General features: G+C 43.1%; 12 protein-coding genes and 1 tRNA gene. 9 read left to right on the plus strand and 4 right to left on the minus strand.

From position 1 onward, the window contains the following. The first annotated feature begins 1 nt into the window (after nt 1). From carB to KSP24_RS02640, 5 genes are all read left to right on the plus strand, one after another. The gene (gene carB, locus KSP24_RS02620) at nt 2–3217 is read left to right on the plus strand and encodes a carbamoyl-phosphate synthase large subunit (RefSeq protein ID WP_216974378.1); all 3216 of its coding nucleotides are present in this window, start codon (nt 2–4) and stop codon (nt 3215–3217) included. Between the two features lie 66 nt (nt 3218–3283). Then, entirely contained in the window at nt 3284–4078 is a 795-nt protein-coding gene (gene pyrF / locus KSP24_RS02625; protein WP_302054327.1) for an orotidine-5'-phosphate decarboxylase, read from the plus strand. Then, complete coding sequence (gene pyrE / locus KSP24_RS02630; protein WP_013372061.1) at nt 4075–4716, plus strand: orotate phosphoribosyltransferase; 642 nt, start codon at nt 4075–4077, stop codon at nt 4714–4716. The genes pyrF and pyrE overlap by 4 nt, the downstream gene beginning before the upstream one ends. A 147-nt stretch (nt 4717–4863) precedes the next feature. Then, a complete protein-coding gene (locus tag KSP24_RS02635) occupies nt 4864–5028 on the plus strand; it encodes a hypothetical protein (RefSeq protein WP_010345444.1) in 165 nt (54 codons plus the stop codon). 123 nt (nt 5029–5151) lie between these two features. Then, a tRNA-Ile gene (locus tag KSP24_RS02640) sits at nt 5152–5225 on the plus strand. A gap of 247 nt (nt 5226–5472) precedes the next feature. On the opposite strand, the gene KSP24_RS02645 is transcribed toward KSP24_RS02640, so the two are convergent. From KSP24_RS02645 to KSP24_RS02655, 3 genes are all read right to left on the minus strand, one after another. Then, complete coding sequence (locus KSP24_RS02645; protein WP_013371985.1) at nt 5473–6270, minus strand: DUF4352 domain-containing protein; 798 nt, start codon at nt 6268–6270, stop codon at nt 5473–5475. Between the two features lie 578 nt (nt 6271–6848). Continuing rightward, entirely contained in the window at nt 6849–7181 is a 333-nt protein-coding gene (locus tag KSP24_RS02650; RefSeq protein WP_216974379.1) for a hypothetical protein, read from the minus strand. Nucleotides 7182–7468: 287 nt separating this feature from the next. Continuing rightward, complete coding sequence (locus tag KSP24_RS02655) at nt 7469–8965, minus strand: GDSL-type esterase/lipase family protein (protein ID WP_090738754.1); 1497 nt, start codon at nt 8963–8965, stop codon at nt 7469–7471. A gap of 165 nt (nt 8966–9130) precedes the next feature. On the opposite strand from KSP24_RS02655, the gene KSP24_RS02660 reads away from it, so the two are divergent. Beyond that, a complete protein-coding gene (locus KSP24_RS02660) occupies nt 9131–11392 on the plus strand; it encodes a helix-turn-helix transcriptional regulator (protein WP_216974380.1) in 2262 nt (753 codons plus the stop codon). Here the strand turns inward: KSP24_RS02660 and KSP24_RS02665 are convergent. Further along, nucleotides 11389–12288, minus strand: a complete 900-nt coding sequence (locus KSP24_RS02665) for a carbohydrate ABC transporter permease (protein ID WP_013371981.1) — start codon at nt 12286–12288, stop codon at nt 11389–11391. The two genes, KSP24_RS02660 and KSP24_RS02665, sit on opposite strands and share 4 nt — an antisense overlap. 269 nt (nt 12289–12557) lie before the next feature. Between KSP24_RS02665 and KSP24_RS02670 the strand changes: the two genes are divergently transcribed. The 3 genes from KSP24_RS02670 to KSP24_RS02680 are packed head-to-tail and all read left to right on the plus strand — an operon-like array spanning nt 12558 to nt 15717. Next, nucleotides 12558–13523 (plus strand): ABC transporter permease, encoded by a 966-nt coding sequence (locus KSP24_RS02670; protein WP_013371980.1) that lies wholly within the window; start codon nt 12558–12560, stop codon nt 13521–13523. Between the two features lie 21 nt (nt 13524–13544). After that, complete coding sequence (locus tag KSP24_RS02675; RefSeq protein WP_013371979.1) at nt 13545–14168, plus strand: YesL family protein; 624 nt, start codon at nt 13545–13547, stop codon at nt 14166–14168. A gap of 28 nt (nt 14169–14196) precedes the next feature. Further along, entirely contained in the window at nt 14197–15717 is a 1521-nt protein-coding gene (locus KSP24_RS02680) for an extracellular solute-binding protein (protein WP_040103344.1), read from the plus strand. The last annotated feature ends 140 nt before the right edge of the window (nt 15718–15857 follow it).

Here is a 15857-nt window from a genome sequence, read left to right on the forward strand (position 1 = left end):
TATGCCGAAAAATACAGAACTTAAAAAAATACTCGTGATCGGTTCCGGTCCTATCGTCATTGGTCAGGCAGCAGAATTCGATTACGCTGGTACACAAGCTTGTCAAGCGCTCAAAGAAGAAGGCGTCGAGGTAGTACTGATCAACAGTAACCCGGCAACCATCATGACAGACACCAATATGGCAGATAAAGTATACATCGAGCCGATTACACTTGATTTTGTAACACAGATTATCCGCCAGGAGCGTCCGGATGGTCTCCTTCCTACGCTGGGAGGACAGACAGGTTTAAATATGGCAGTGGAACTGGCTCGCGCTGGAGTGTTGGAACGCGAAAATGTTAAACTGCTGGGAACTCAACTGAATTCAATTGAAAAAGCTGAAGATCGGGACTTGTTCCGCGACTTGATGCGTGAGTTGGAACAGCCAGTACCGGAGAGCGTAATTGTAACAACACTGGAAGAGTCATTGGAATTTGCTAACGAAATCGGTTACCCCATTATCGTTCGTCCGGCTTATACGCTGGGAGGTACAGGCGGTGGGATTTGCGCCACAGAAGAAGAATTACGTGAAACAGTCAGCTCTGGCTTGCGTTACAGTCCAATCGGACAATGCTTAGTGGAAAAAAGTATCGCAGGTATGAAGGAAGTCGAATATGAAGTCATGCGTGACGGCAATGACAACTGCATCGTTGTCTGTAATATGGAGAACTTCGATCCGGTCGGCGTGCACACTGGCGACAGTATCGTCGTAGCACCGAGCCAGACACTGTCAGATCGTGAGTACCAAATGTTGCGCTCGGCTTCTCTGAAAATTATTCGCGCTCTCAATATCGAAGGCGGCTGTAATGTACAGTTTGCGCTGGATCCGCACAGCTATCAATACTACGTGATTGAGGTCAACCCACGGGTGAGTCGTTCCTCGGCACTGGCTTCCAAGGCGACAGGATATCCGATTGCCAAAATGGCGGCCAAAATTGCACTAGGCTACACACTGGATGAAATTGTGAATCCAGTAACGGGACAAACGTATGCTTGCTTTGAGCCGACATTGGATTACATCGTGAGTAAAATACCACGCTGGCCATTTGACAAGTTCATTTCTGCCAACCGCAAGCTTGGCACACAAATGAAAGCAACCGGTGAAGTCATGGCCATCGGACGTACATTTGAAGAGTCTATCCATAAAGCGGTTCGTTCTCTGGAAATTGGGGTACATCGCCTGCATCTAAAGGGCGCCGATCAACTATCTGATGAGGTACTCAAAGAGCGTCTGGCTAAAGCAGATGATGAGCGCTTGTTCCTGGTAGCCGAGGCGTTCCGTCGTGGCTGGAAACAACAAGACATTCAGGATGTAACCAAAATTGATTGGTGGTTCCTCGATAAGGTAGAAGGAATTGTTAAGTTCGAATCCATTATCGCTGGAGAGTCTGAGCTGTCCTCGGAAACACTTTATCAGGCCAAACGAAAAGGTTTTACCGACTGCTCCATTGCCGAGATTCGCAGTATGGGTCAACAGAAGAGTATGACAACCGAGCTTGAGGTTCGTGAATTCCGTCTAAATCAAAACCTGCGTCCCGTCTACAAAATGGTAGATACGTGCGCAGCCGAGTTTGAAGCCACAACTCCGTACTACTACTCCTCTTATGAGATGGAAAACGAAGTGATTCCATCCAACAAAGAGAAAGTTATCGTACTCGGTTCAGGACCTATTCGGATCGGTCAAGGGATTGAATTTGACTACTCCACCGTACACGCGGTATGGGCTATTCAAAAAGCAGGTTACGAAGCGGTAATTATTAATAACAATCCGGAGACCGTCTCTACAGACTTCAACACGTCGGACCGTCTCTACTTTGAACCACTTTTCTTCGAAGATGTAATGAATGTCATTGAGCAGGAAAAACCGATTGGTGTCATCGTCCAGTTCGGCGGTCAAACGGCGATTAACCTTGCAGCTCCACTTAGTGCGGCAGGCGTTAATATTCTGGGTACGAGTCTGGAAAGTATCGATGAAGCAGAAGACCGGAAAAAGTTCGAACAGCTGCTGTCTCGCCTTGCTATCGCCCAGCCTAAAGGCAACACGGTCACGTCGGTAGATGAAGCGGTAGGAACTGCCCAAGCATTGGGGTATCCGGTTCTGGTACGTCCATCCTACGTCCTGGGCGGGCGTGCTATGGAAATTGTGTACTCAGATACGGAATTGCTGCGGTACATGGAAGAAGCGGTTAAAATCAATCCGGAACATCCTGTGCTCATCGACCGTTATATGTTGGGCAAAGAAGTTGAGGTTGACGCCATCTGTGACGGTGAAACGGTCCTGGTACCAGGGATTATGGAACATGTCGAACGGGCAGGGGTTCACTCAGGCGACTCGATCGCAGTATATCCGCCACAACACTTGTCTGACGAGCTGAAGAAAAAAGTCGTGGACATTACGATCAGCATCGCCAAGGAATTGAAAACGATTGGTCTGGTAAACATTCAGTTCGTCATTCATCAAGATGAAGTCTATGTCATCGAGGTTAACCCTCGTTCCTCACGGACAGTTCCTTTCTTGAGTAAAGTAACGAATATTCCGATGGCGAACCTGGCGACACAGGCCATTTTGGGCGGTAAGCTCAAAGATGCAGGCTATACAGATGGACTATGGCCTGAAAGTAATTATGTCTCGGTTAAGGTTCCTGTATTCTCCTTTGCCAAGCTGCGTCGTGTAGAGCCGACACTGGGGCCTGAAATGAAATCTACAGGTGAAGTTATGGGACGCGATATCCAGTACGCCAAAGCATTATACAAAGGACTCGTAGGTGCAGGTATGAAAATTCCATCTACTGGGGCGATCATCATCACAGTGGCGGATAAGGATAAAGAAGAAGCTGTCGAGCTGATGCAGGGCTTTTACAGATTAGGCTACAAAATTATTGCTACAGGTGGAACGGCAGCAGCCTTGGAACAGGCCAACATTCCAGTGAACACTGTTAACAAGCTAAGTGAGGGCAATCCGAATATTTTGGATATGATCCGCACAGGTGAAGCCAACTTCGTCTTCAACACGCTGACCAAAGGCAAAACACCAGAGCGTGACGGATTCCGCATCCGCCGTGAAGCAGTTGAGAACGGTATTGTCTGCATGACCTCGCTGGATACAGTGCGCGCTCTGTTAAAAATGCTAGAGACGATTAACTTCACATCCGAATCGATGCCAGTTCTGAGCAACTAACAAGTTATGAATAGATGAGAAAAATAAGTGGTAATGGGAAGGACATTCATCAGCTTTTGCTGACGGATGTCCTTTATCACGGGCAAATATACCCGAATTGATGTGAGAAGGGGCGGTAGAACGGTGAACGAAGCATTTCAGCAGATGGCAGGACGGCTGATGGTTGCGCTAGATTACCCGGATGCACAACAGGCAGAGCAGTTAATTCGGCAGCTGGAGGGAATTCCTTGTTATATAAAAGTGGGTATGCAGCTGTTTTATAGCGCAGGGCCAGCTTTTGTAAAACAATTAAAATCAAGAGGATACTCCGTATTTCTGGATTTGAAAATGCATGATATCCCTAACACGGTACGGGGAGGGGCAGAGAGCATTACCCGTCTAGGGGTGGATATGTTTAACGTACACGCTGCTGGAGGCCGCAGTATGATGTCGGCAGCCAGAGCCGGGGCCGAAGCAGCGATTTCCGCAGACAGCTCACTTGCCATGCCGCTAATTATTGCAGTCACACAGCTGACCAGCACGGATCAGACGACCATGAATACGGAGTTAGGCATTCCTGGCACAGTACAGGATGCTGTTGTTCGTTATGCACAATTGACGCGTGAGGCTGGATTGGACGGTGTGGTCGCATCCCCATTGGAAGTGCCTGCGATTCGTGCGGTATGCGGATCTGACTTTAAAACCATAACCCCTGGCATACGCCCGGCTGGCAGCGCTACAGGTGATCAGTCGCGTGTGCTAACACCTGGACAAGCCATTGCCCAGGGCAGCAGCTACATTGTCGTTGGACGGCCGATCACGGCAGCATCAGACCCACGCGCCGCAGCGAAACATATTATTGAGGAGATGATACAAGTATGACTACACTACACAATATACCAGAGCAAATTGCATCCCATCTGTTACGCATTCAGGCAGTAGCACTGCGTCCACAGCAGCCTTTTACATGGACATCAGGCATTAAATCCCCTATCTACTGTGACAATCGCTTGACCATGTCCTACCCGGAGGTGCGTGAACTAATCGCAGACTCTTTTGCGGCTATCATCCGCGAACAATACCCTGAAACCGAGGTTATTGCCGGCACAGCCACAGCAGGGATTCCTCATGCCGCCTGGGTGGCGCAAAAGCTAAATCTGCCGATGGCTTATGTCAGAGATAAAGCCAAAGGACACGGGAAAGAGAATCAAATCGAAGGCCGCATCAGCGCTGGACAAAAGGTTATGGTTATCGAAGACCTCATCTCTACCGGGGGAAGCTCCATTAAAGCAGCACAGGCAGTAGAGCAAGCAGGCGCTCAGCCGTTAGCTGTACTGGCTATTTTCAGCTATCAGCTGGACAAAGCCACTCAAGCTTTTGAAGAAGCAGGAGTGAAGCTGCAGACCTTGTCCAATTACACTGCCTTGATGGAGGTTGCCTTGCGTGAAGGAACCATCCAGGAGGAAGAGATGGAACTGCTACGTTCCTGGCGTCAGGACCCGGCTTCCTTCGGCAAATAAGACTGAGTATTAGAGACAACGGAGCTAATAAGTAGTGCGTCACAGACTCATTGTGATCCAGTCCAGACTGTTAGAAATCAAGCTGTGTAAATCGAATTCGATCCGGTTACACTAACTCCTACTATCATGTGAAAAGAGGGAGTTCGGATGTATTGGGTTTACTACGGCAGACTGTACACGACTAAATTTCAGGCAGGATGTTTGGCAAAAAGGCTGGAGCATGACGGATGGATGTACGGCTACAATGATCCCCGCGCAGTGGAGGTGTACCGCTCGCGCAAAGGTCGTTATGGTGTCCGATTTATTCCATAGGTTTACAAAAATAATTTTTAAAAAGAAAATTTCTAAAAACTATTGACGAAACACAAGAAAATGTTGTATATTAATTAACGTTGCTGTTACGAATATGTAACGTGAATATACATGTTTTTTTGAGGGCCCTTAGCTCAGTTGGTTAGAGCGGTCGGCTCATAACCGATTGGTCGGGGGTTCGAGTCCCTCAGGGCCCATTTCCTCAAAAACCCTTGCTAAGCAAGGGTTTTTTTGTTGTTTACAGAGGGCGGAAGTAAAATCGCAATTTGAGGAGGGAATTCTAAGTTGCTAACGAATCTTCTCTTTTTTACTTTTTATGAATTCGATTTATTTTTTGATCTTTTATTGCCATCAAGAATGCATCCCGTAGAATATATTGCATTACCCGAAGGGGGCAGTATCTATTCTAGGGGATGCAATTCTCTAGAAGGAGCTCCGAAAAGACTATTTTTTTGAAATCTTAAACTTGAATGGATTATATTCAAGTTCCTCTGAAGAACCTTTTGCAATTAAGGTTAAATCCTTAGAAGAGTCTATTTTTGAGAATGTAAGGATTCCTTCTGTCTTCACACCAGGTAGTATTTCGGACTGTAATTCAGGGTAAGTATAGCTTACGCGATCAAACGTTGGTTCGTATTGTTTGTTTCCTTGAACCAATTTAGTATAAAAGTCATAATAATTTATAGTGCTTGTAGATCTGTTTTCGATTGCCATATAAATCCGAGTTTCCTCTTCAGCAAACTCGACTTTTTGAAGAGTCATGATATAGCCCTTTTGTTTTACTGACTTATTTACTTCTATAGTGCTCAATGTAGGATCAATAAACATAGATTTTTCTATTTTATTTGCTGCGATGGCAGGAGCTGAGGTGTAATTGCCGTGGGTCGTTCTATAACGATATTTTTCTATGACAGTACCAGTTACGTGGATAAAATCATTCTCTTTTACATTAGAGAAGCTGGAAAAACTATCGCCGTAAACAAAAGTGTTTTTTTCATTATTTTTCGGATCAGCATTCACTTGAACATAAATTCCATTTCTATTTTCCTTAGGACCATAGGTGATTTGTCCATAAAAATTAATAGAGCGATCTTCAAACTGATCAGCATTTACATACATTTGTTCAAATTCTTCTTTTGATAGTAATGAATGATCTTTACTTGATGATACTCCACATGCTGTTAATCCCATTATAGAAATAATAAAAGCACACAAAAGAGAGAAAAAAGTTTTATTTTTCACGAACCCAATATCTCCAGTATAAAAATATAGTAGCAATAGTCTATCAGAACTAGTTCTATTTTTCTATAAAAATTTAAAACAGGCTAACTCAAGATATTGAATCTTGCTACCCAACAAAAAATACAAAAATAAAATTTCTCTAATGGTCTGTAAGTACATTTAAAGAATAACTAATTTCACTATTTTTTCTAATATTTATACCGCAATTTATTATGCGGACTACAATTCAAGTCTGCAATTTATGCTTCTGGGATTTTTTATGTAGTTGTTTTTGTGGTTTGGTTTGCCAAAATCTTATTATGTAAGGAACTAGTTAATGTCTCAAAGAGTACAAACTGTTATTGATAAAGCTAGGCCTTGTTTTTATTGGATTCGGTCCAAATATGATCTTTAAAGGTCAGAGAACAAGACATTGGGTAGCAAAGAGAGGGGTGACTCAGCCCATTCATTTTTAATAATTTCCGAGTATATTAATTTTGAAGCCTCTCATGATAACGTCGCTATAGCTAGTAGGAATATAGGTCCAACAAAGAAAGCACTGCTCGAATAAACGAACAGTGCTTTTTTAAGGCTTTTTCCTAGTTTACCTTAACGGTATACACCATTCTCAATTTACCATTACCGGCGTAAATCTCAACTCTTGCATTCGTTGTAGTGGTGGTAGTTACCACGCCGGAAGCGGAAACGGTGACATTTCCGCTCGCCACTTTATAAGTATCCCCAGGGTAATTTGACAGCGCATAGGAATAATTACGTGGCAACGTAGCCGTTCTGTAGTATACTCCATTAACTTCTACAATAGGTGTAATTACTGGAGAAGGGCCTACTGATGCGGACGCACTAGGAACGATAATACTTCCAAGGAGTCCCAAAGACATAGCTGTTGATAATAATATTTTCTTAGTATTCATTAAAAAATCCTCCTTATGTATGATATGAGCTCCTAAAATATACCATGTAAAATTGTTGATTTCACTTCATTCGACAAATGTTGTCAAAACAATACAATGAAATGATCCTAAAGTCCTATTAGATACAAAATAATTAAAATATAACAATTAAAGAAATTTATTATGTGTACTGTATTTTTGAACTATTCCCTATAGATTGGCTATCTTTGCTAAAAAGAAATAAAAAACGGACATCAGCGTGATACGCTCGAAGTCCGTTTTCGTATTAACATACCTGGCACTTGATATCAGTTGACAAGTTGGTGTGCAACCGTCTCACTGATATTTAGATTTCTATCGATCATGCATTGCTTTAATGCAGATAGCTCCGTACTTTGACAAATCGCTTCTGCTACAAGTTGGGCAATTTTCCTTGCTCCTTCGTCAGAAAAATGGGTATTATCTGCTACCCCGGCTGGGTAATTAGGGTGCATTTTTTCAGGCAAATGCATAAATAGAAGTTGGGACTCTTTTTCACCCATGGAACGATAAAGCTGCTGTGATGCTTCGAAAATATCGAGCAACGGTGTTTGGGTTTCCTCGGCTACTTTTCGCATGGCATCGGGATAAGCTCCTACGGCCAGCGGATCAGGTTCACCGTCCGCGGTAAAACGGCGGCGGCTTACAGAGGTCAATAGCACAGGAATTCCGCCACGTTCCCGAGCGGACTGAATGAATTGAATTAAGTTTAGACGGTACTCTCCCTCAGGATCGGTGTAGCGCGTGGGGTCTTCTTTTTTCTCATCGTTATGTCCAAATTGGATAAACAGATAATCGCCAGCTTGAATATCTTTTTCAATATCAGCTAATCGCCCTTCTACTATAAAGGATTTGGTGCTTCGCCCATTGACGGCACGATTGTCCACATGAACAGTAGAGTCCAAATGAGCTTGCAAATGTTCGCCCCAGCCTGTCATCGGTTTTTCGGTTGCTCCTTTTTGGGCTGCGGTAGAGTCTCCTGCGATAAACAGTCGAGTTGTCATCCGCTGTCTTGTCTGCGCATATCCATGTTTTTGAAGCCATTTTTCCGCCAGGTCGAGCCATTGTCGGCATTCACGGTTGTCCTCAGACAGTCCCAATCCGTGCCGCCCTTCTTCAAATACATGCAGTTCAAACGGAATACGCTCTCTGGATAATGAGAAAGCGAACAACAGGCTATTTTCTACCGGTACAGCTCCATCATTGGCCGTTGTCCACATAAAAGTCGGAGGTGTCTGTGCAGTCACTTGCCGATCGGATGAAAAGGCTTGAAGCTGCTCCGAGTTCGGCTGTTCGCCTAAAAAGTGCGTACGGCTTCCCAAATGCGTATAAGGCTCATGGAATGATATTACAGGGTATCCCAACATCAGAAGATTTGGTTTTTCCGCTCCAATCGTGGACACAATGGAGGCCAGGTGACCGCCTGCTGAGAAACCGATGAGACCCACTTGATCAGGGATCACTTGCCAGTCATGCGATGTTTGGCGAATCCATTGCAACGCATGTTCTACATCTTCCAGCAAGGAGGTAACCTCGAAATCGCCGACCTGATACTCCAGCACACCCGCGTGAATACCTAAATCATTTAACCATCGGGCGATCGGCTCTCCTTCATGTGAAGCCAAATGCTCGTAGCCACCGCCAGGTAACACCAATACAAAAGGACGAGCTTCACGGACCGCTACAGGATAGAGGGAGAGAAAGGAAGTGTCTAACGGAAATTCTTCTTTTACAATCTGTTCTTTAGAACTAACGACATGTAACATAAGAGACCTCCAAATTTCTTTTTATCTGCCGCAAACCAAACTAAATCAACTTAAATTGGAATGATACGGATGTAAAAAATAATGCACACGTGAAAAAAATGATTTAAACCTTGTTATGAAAGCGCTATAATTTGGTGTGATACCAAGAACCAAAGGGGGAGCGCAATGAAAAAAGGAAGAATGTTCTACACTATTTTTATTACGATTCTGGTTTTGGGAATAGGATTGGTGGCCAGCTTCGGCAGCTACATCTATTTTACAACAATTAGCTCCGTTGTGGAGAGAGTTTCCAATACCAAGCAAAGCTACATGGCGCAGATTAGAAATAGCCTGGAGCAGAAAATTCAAACGATTGAATACGCTTTTAATACGTATAGCACGACCAGTTCCTTTAATGAAGTTGTCAAAAATCCCATTACAGAAAAAGATTTTGTAGCATATCGGAATGTGAATACCCAGCTCAATTATATTGCTACGATGGGATTAGAAGGAACCGAGTATTCACTGATCAGCCTAAATCAGAATTGGAGAATCTCCAATGGAAGCCTGTCTTATTTGACGAAAACGGAACGAGAACAGCTGATTAGCACCTATATAGACCACCAGGATAAGGGACTATTCTGGATTAAAACAGATAAAGGAATCCGTTTTGTGAATACCTTGCCTGTGTTTTCCAAAAAGAAGCAGGCCATTGCGCTGTCTGATATTTCGTCGCAGACGTTAAGTCGTACCATTCAAACAGAGGATCATATGCCTGTGATTATTTTGAATAACAAAGGCGACTTAATGTACGAAACGGAGCCTGCTACTCCCTTATTGTCTACTCAGCAGCTTCAGCACATTTCAGAAGTAACTGCTAAATCAGACAACACAGGCATGCTAACGTTGGAGAAAACGGAGCATCAGCCAGCACGGCAAATCATTTATGCTAAATCTGCTTACAACAATTGGACTTACTTAACGGTATTAGATAAAAAAGAGATTGCAAACGCGTTTCAAACGACCAAATTTGGGATTATCATGATGGGCCTTGTATTAACGCTTTTAATAGTGGTGGTGGCCTACATCATTGCCATTTACTTTACCAAGCCATTTCAGCAAATAAAACGCAGCTTGCCGAAAAATCCTAATTTCGCATTCAAAAATGAACCTTCTAAAAATGAAATTGAGTGGATTATTAATTCCATCGACAACATTGTAACTGAGAAGGAAAGCTTGGAAAGTCTCATTCAGTCCGAAATGCCACAGTTGGAAACGCAATTGATTCTCAACCTGTTTCGCAAACGTGTTTCCGCAGAGGAATTGGCACGAAAAATGCCACGTCTGGGCTACCCGCAGATCGAGAATCAAATGTATATTACCTTGTTAGTTCAACTGGATAATCTGGGAGATCGAGAACCTTCGGATAAAGATATTTTACTGCTGGCTATTAACAAAATCGTAGAAGAAACGATTCCAGAGCAGCTGCGTATGCTTCCGATCATTTTGAACGATAACACTCAGGCTACCATTTTAATTTTGGCAGGTAAGAGTGCACAGGAAATGAGAAAGCAAGTGCTGGATCATGCGACCCTTTTGATTCAGCATGTAAAAGAGTATTTGAATGTATCCATCAGCATCGGTATTAGCACAGCGTATGATAACTTGTTAGAAAGCAAAGAAGCTTGTGAGATGAGCAAGCAAGCATTACATCACCGTTTAAATCTAGGTAAAGAGTCGATTATTTTTTATGAGGATATTTCCATGGTCATTTCAGGTCCGGTACTGCTTCATTATCCTGCGGAATTGGAATCGAAACTGTTTGATGCCATTCGCATAGGGGATGAAGAGCAGGTATATCATACCGTGCACTCTTTATTGGCAGAAATGATGACAAAGAACAATTATTCCATGAACTTCGAAGTGCTATTGGTACGATTTGTAAATAACCTCATCCAATTAGAGCAGCTATTAGGGATTGAAGTGCTACTGACGCAAGACAATCATGCCTTGTATCACCGTTTGCTGGATATCCGTAACCCGGAGGAGATAGAACGCATGCTGTTAGAACAGGTTATTTTCCCCATGGTAAAAAGCATGAAGGAGAAGACCAACCAGCAATTCCGCTGTCTCTCAGAGAAAATTGCCGCGATTATCCGTGCTGAATATGACCAGGAATTATCATTAGAACTCATTGGAGATCGACTGCATTACAATCCGAATTATTTAAGCAGTATTTTCAAAAAAGAATACGGTACAACGTTTAGCGAATATCTGATGGGCTATCGCCTGCAAATGAGCAAGAAGTGGCTCGTTGAGACAGATATGACGATTAAAGAAATCGCCGAGCGACTGCAATATCATAATTCGCAAAACTTCATCCGCTCTTTTCGGAAAAAAGAACAGGTTACACCAGGGGCTTATCGAAAGATGAAGCAAGCCAATTAACCTTTAACCGCCCCCAGCAAAGCTCCTTTGACAAAGTGCTTTTGCACAAATGGATACACGATTAACATTGGAACGGTCGCTATAACAATGACCGCCATCTTAATCGTCTGCGCAGGCGGGATGACATCTACCGCGGTTCCTTCTGCCTGCATACCACTGGAGACGATAACAATTTGGCGAAGTAAGACTTGAATTGGCCATTTGGCAGAGTCATTGATATAGAGAATAGCGTGCATATACGTATTCCAGTAGGCAACAGCGTAGAATAAAGAAATAGTTGCAATAGAAGGCAGGGCTAATGGCAACATAATTTTAAAGAAGATACCAAAATCGTTGCACCCGTCCATCTTGGCCGATTCCTCCAAATCATCCGGCAACGCCTGAAAAAAGTTACGCATGATAATCAGGTTAAATGCATTAATGGCTACGGGCAAAATCAAGGACCAATACGAATTGATCAGCCCCATGCTTTTGACAACGAGGAATGTCGGAATCATCCCCCCGCTAAACAACATAGAGAACACGACAATGAAGTTAATCGTATTGCGGCCAAGCAGATATTTCCGGGATAATCCATAAGCCATAAAAGCGGTAAAAATCATACTTACAACTGTACCCACGATCGTTACTCCGACCGAAACCCCAAGTCCTCTAAAAATCGTTGGAGTGGATAGGATATAGCGATAAGCATCCAGAGAAAAAGTAACAGGGAATAAAATAAACTTCTTGGCCACTACTTCCTCAGTTGAGGCAAATGAGCTGGCGATGATATTCAAAAAAGGCAAGAGACAAGTGAGGGCAATGAGAATCAAAAGTGTGCTGTTTACAATGTTGAAAATACGACTGCCCAGTGATTCTTTTTTTCGTAATTTTGGTTTGAGTAATGGTTGTTCCAATGTGGTTGACCTCCTTGTAATCGTTTACATGTAAACCTTATCAAGAGGAAAGAATTCCGTATATAATCAAATCTTGAGGTGTTCTCTAAGCGTGGAATAAAGAGGATGATCATTAAGTTGTGTAGTAATCATTAGCTAAGGTGAAGAGGCTATAAAGTAGGCTGTTGGCCTACTTTTGTAAACGCTATCATTTGATGATTATATGCGGAATGCCGAAAATAACGTACTCTTGAAAGCGTATACAGGAACGTTTGAAGGAGGTCGAACTAATGAAAGTTTCAAGTGTCCCCGCACCAAACATGAAGATGAAAATGAAGAAGAACAAAAGAACGACGGAAAGCCTTTTACGAATGCAGAAACACAAGCTGCTCTATCTGATGGTTTTACCCGGATTGGTGTACTTCATTATCTTCAAGTACTTCCCTATGGGGGGATTGGTAATTGCATTTCAGGATTATCAAGCATTTCAGGGAATCACAGGCAGTCCATGGGTAGGAATGAAGCATTTTATTCGTTTGTTTACTGAGCCTACGTTTTTTATGCTGCTTCGCAATACGCTGATTTTATTTGCACTGAATATTGTAATCTTTTTTCCGTTGCCCATCATATTGGCGCTCATGCTGAATGAGGTTAGGAAGATGTTTTTCAAAAACATTATTCAAACCATTATCTACATTCCGCACTTTATGTCATGGGTTATCATTGTTTCGATTTCTTATGTTTTCCTGACAGTGGACGGCGGTGTACTGAATGAAATGATTGCCGCGCTGGGCGGTGAGAAGATCAGCTTCTTAACATCTCCGCAGTGGCTGCGAACGGTATATATCGGGCAAGTGATTTGGAAGGAACTCGGCTGGTCTACCATCATTTATTTATCTGCAATTACAGTGGTGGATACGCAATTGTATGAGGCAGCAGAAATGGACGGCGCTGGACGTTTGCGAAAGACATGGCACGTGACGTTGCCAGCGATCCGCCCGGTTATTATTACATTGTTAATTTTGAAAATTGGTAGCACGCTGGATTTGGGCTTTGAGCATATGTATCTGCTATTGAATTCATTAAACCGCGAGGTTGCTGAAATCTTTGACACCTATATTTATACTGCGGGTTTAAAGAATGGACAATTAAGTTTCAGTACGACAGTAGGACTTTTTAAAGGTGTAGTAGGTTTAATTCTGATTATGCTCTCCAATCGACTCGCTAAGAAATTTGGTGAAGACGGCGTTTACTAATGACGACGGGAAGGATGCAAAATGGTACGGTTTGTAGAAAACATGAACAAATGGTGCATGCGCCTGCTACGCCTGGTCTACCTTAACTTGCTGTGGACGATTGCGACGATCCTGGGCTTGGGTTTTATAGGTGTTGGGCCTGCAACCGTTGCTATGCTTAGCATTTTTAGGCAGTGGATTCGGGGCAATGAGGAAGTCGCCATTTTCTCGACGTTTGTACGTTACTTTAAAGAAAGCTTTAAAGAAGCAGCCATCATTGGCGGGCTATACAGCCTTGTGGGTTACGTGCTCTACGTGGATATCGTCAACGTCTCATCCTGGTATATTCGTGTGGTGACGCTGATGGGTGCCTTTTTGTATCTTATCTCTTTGGCATACATTTTTCCGTTGCTGGCTCACTATGATTGGAAAGGCATCAAGCTGAAGATCAAGATGTCGATCGTGATTGGTTTTTCGTATTTACAATATACACTTGTTCTTTTTGTAGCCATTGTCGTGCTTTATGCATTGATTCTAGGCTTGTACCCAGGAATTCTAACTTTTGCCGGAGCGAGCATCATCGGTTATCTCGTGATGTGGATGACGCATCAGGTATTCAGCAAAATAGAGCGAGAGGTTCTGGTGAAAGAGGAAGATATGGTATGAATATACAAACCAAAAAGGAGCAAACACGATGAAAAAAGGAATCAAGATGAAAAAGGGAGTGTCAGGTCTTCTTGCCGCACTTATGGTCATGAGTGTTTTTCTAGCTGCTTGTGGTGACAAGGGAACTGAAGATCAAGGCAGTCAAACCTATGATCCTAAATCCAAACTGGAATTTACTTGGCTAAACGTATTGCATACAGCCTCTCCGCCTACAGAAACGATTAAAAGTAAAATCGAAGAATACACCAATTCCAAAATTACGTTTAACTGGGTACCGGATGCTTCCAAGGAAGAGAGAATTACCACCGCACTGGCTTCTGGTGAATTGGCAGATATGGTGACTTTGACGATGATGACAAATTCCTCAGTACGTAGTTCATTGAAATCAGGACTATTCTGGGATGTAGGCAAATACTTGGATGATTACGAAAATTTGAAAAAGATCCCACCTGAAGTGCGAGAAGCCGCTTCTATTGAAGGGGTGCTATATGGTGTTCCGTTCCAGAAGAATCTGGCTCGGGCGGGTTTGGTCATTCGTCAGGATTGGCTCGATCGCTTAGGACTGAAGGTGCCGACCACACTGGATGAGTTGTATGAAGTTGCGAGAGCGTTTACAGAAGATGATCCGGATGGCAATGGAAAAAATGATACGACTGGGTTTGTTGACAGATCGGATCTGCGCTACAGCAGTTTCAAAACGTTAAGTTCCTATTTTGGTACACCTAATGGCTGGAAAGTAGATGAAAACGGAAAGTTTACGCCGGAATTTGATACTCCTCAATATTTGGAGACCTTAAAGTATTCCAATAAATTATACAAAAACGGGTATCTCTCCAAAGACTTTGCTGTAACCGCTAAAACGGACCAGCAACAACAATTTGCACAAGGTAAAGCAGGGATTTATACAGGCATGATCGATATTTCTAACCTCAGAACCTTGTCTCAAGGCTTACAAAAAGGGCTAAAGCTGGTACCTGTCAACAAGATTTCGAATGGAGATGGACAATACCACGTATGGTCTGAGGGAAGCGGGGTAGGAGGCTTGCTGGCATTTCCGAAATCTGAAGTAAAGACAGAAGCTGAGTTGAAGAGACTGCTGCAATTTGTAGATGACTTAATTGACAAAGATGTATACATGTATATGACCGGTGGTCTTGAAGGTACTCATTATAAAATTGAAAAGGATGGTTCCTTCAAAATTACGAATACAGATTTGTGGCAAGCAGATGTTCAGCCGTTTTCAAGCTCCAGACCAAGTGAAGTGACTTATAACTTAAAGGATGCCAATCCGGAAAAGGAACTGGCTAACGAATTAGTGCGAGAAAATAATAAATTTGCTGTTCTAGACCCGACAGTGCCACTGGATTCAGCTACCGCTAATGAACAAGGGACAGAGCTGGAGAAAATCATTACCGACGCCTCCTTCAAATTTATTATGGGTGAAATTGATGAAGCCGGATTTAAGGCAGCTGTAGAAAATTGGAAAAAGTCAGGCGGAGCACGAATTACCACTGAGTATGAAGAAGCGTATAAGAAATCGAAAAAATAAAGATATAGGTTGAATATTAGTGTACATGAATTGTCACTACGCAGGCGGATGGGTGCTTATCATTGCTGACACTTGTCCAGCACCATTCCGCCTACTCCGTTTTCCAGTGTGTTTTCCAGCCCAGTCTATAAATCATTTTC

The organism is Paenibacillus sp. AK121 (assembly GCF_019042715.1).
Taxonomy (GTDB): domain Bacteria; phylum Bacillota; class Bacilli; order Paenibacillales; family Paenibacillaceae; genus Paenibacillus; species Paenibacillus polymyxa_C.

Excerpts from the sequence above, each read along its gene's own strand:
- carB (WP_216974378.1), top strand. The coding sequence starts at position 2 with ATGCCGAAAAATACAGAACTTAAAAAAATACTCGTGATCGGTTCCGGT.
- pyrF (WP_302054327.1), top strand. The coding sequence starts at position 3,284 with ATGTCCTTTATCACGGGCAAATATACCCGAATTGATGTGAGAAGGGGC.
- KSP24_RS02670 (WP_013371980.1), top strand. The coding sequence starts at position 12,558 with ATGAAAGTTTCAAGTGTCCCCGCACCAAACATGAAGATGAAAATGAAG.
- KSP24_RS02650 (WP_216974379.1), bottom strand. The coding sequence starts at position 7,181 with ATGAATACTAAGAAAATATTATTATCAACAGCTATGTCTTTGGGACTC.
- KSP24_RS02655 (WP_090738754.1), bottom strand. The coding sequence starts at position 8,965 with ATGTTACATGTCGTTAGTTCTAAAGAACAGATTGTAAAAGAAGAATTT.
- pyrE (WP_013372061.1), top strand. The coding sequence starts at position 4,075 with ATGACTACACTACACAATATACCAGAGCAAATTGCATCCCATCTGTTA.
- KSP24_RS02680 (WP_040103344.1), top strand. The coding sequence starts at position 14,197 with ATGAAAAAAGGAATCAAGATGAAAAAGGGAGTGTCAGGTCTTCTTGCC.
- KSP24_RS02635 (WP_010345444.1), top strand. The coding sequence starts at position 4,864 with ATGTATTGGGTTTACTACGGCAGACTGTACACGACTAAATTTCAGGCA.
- KSP24_RS02675 (WP_013371979.1), top strand. The coding sequence starts at position 13,545 with ATGGTACGGTTTGTAGAAAACATGAACAAATGGTGCATGCGCCTGCTA.
- KSP24_RS02660 (WP_216974380.1), top strand. The coding sequence starts at position 9,131 with ATGAAAAAAGGAAGAATGTTCTACACTATTTTTATTACGATTCTGGTT.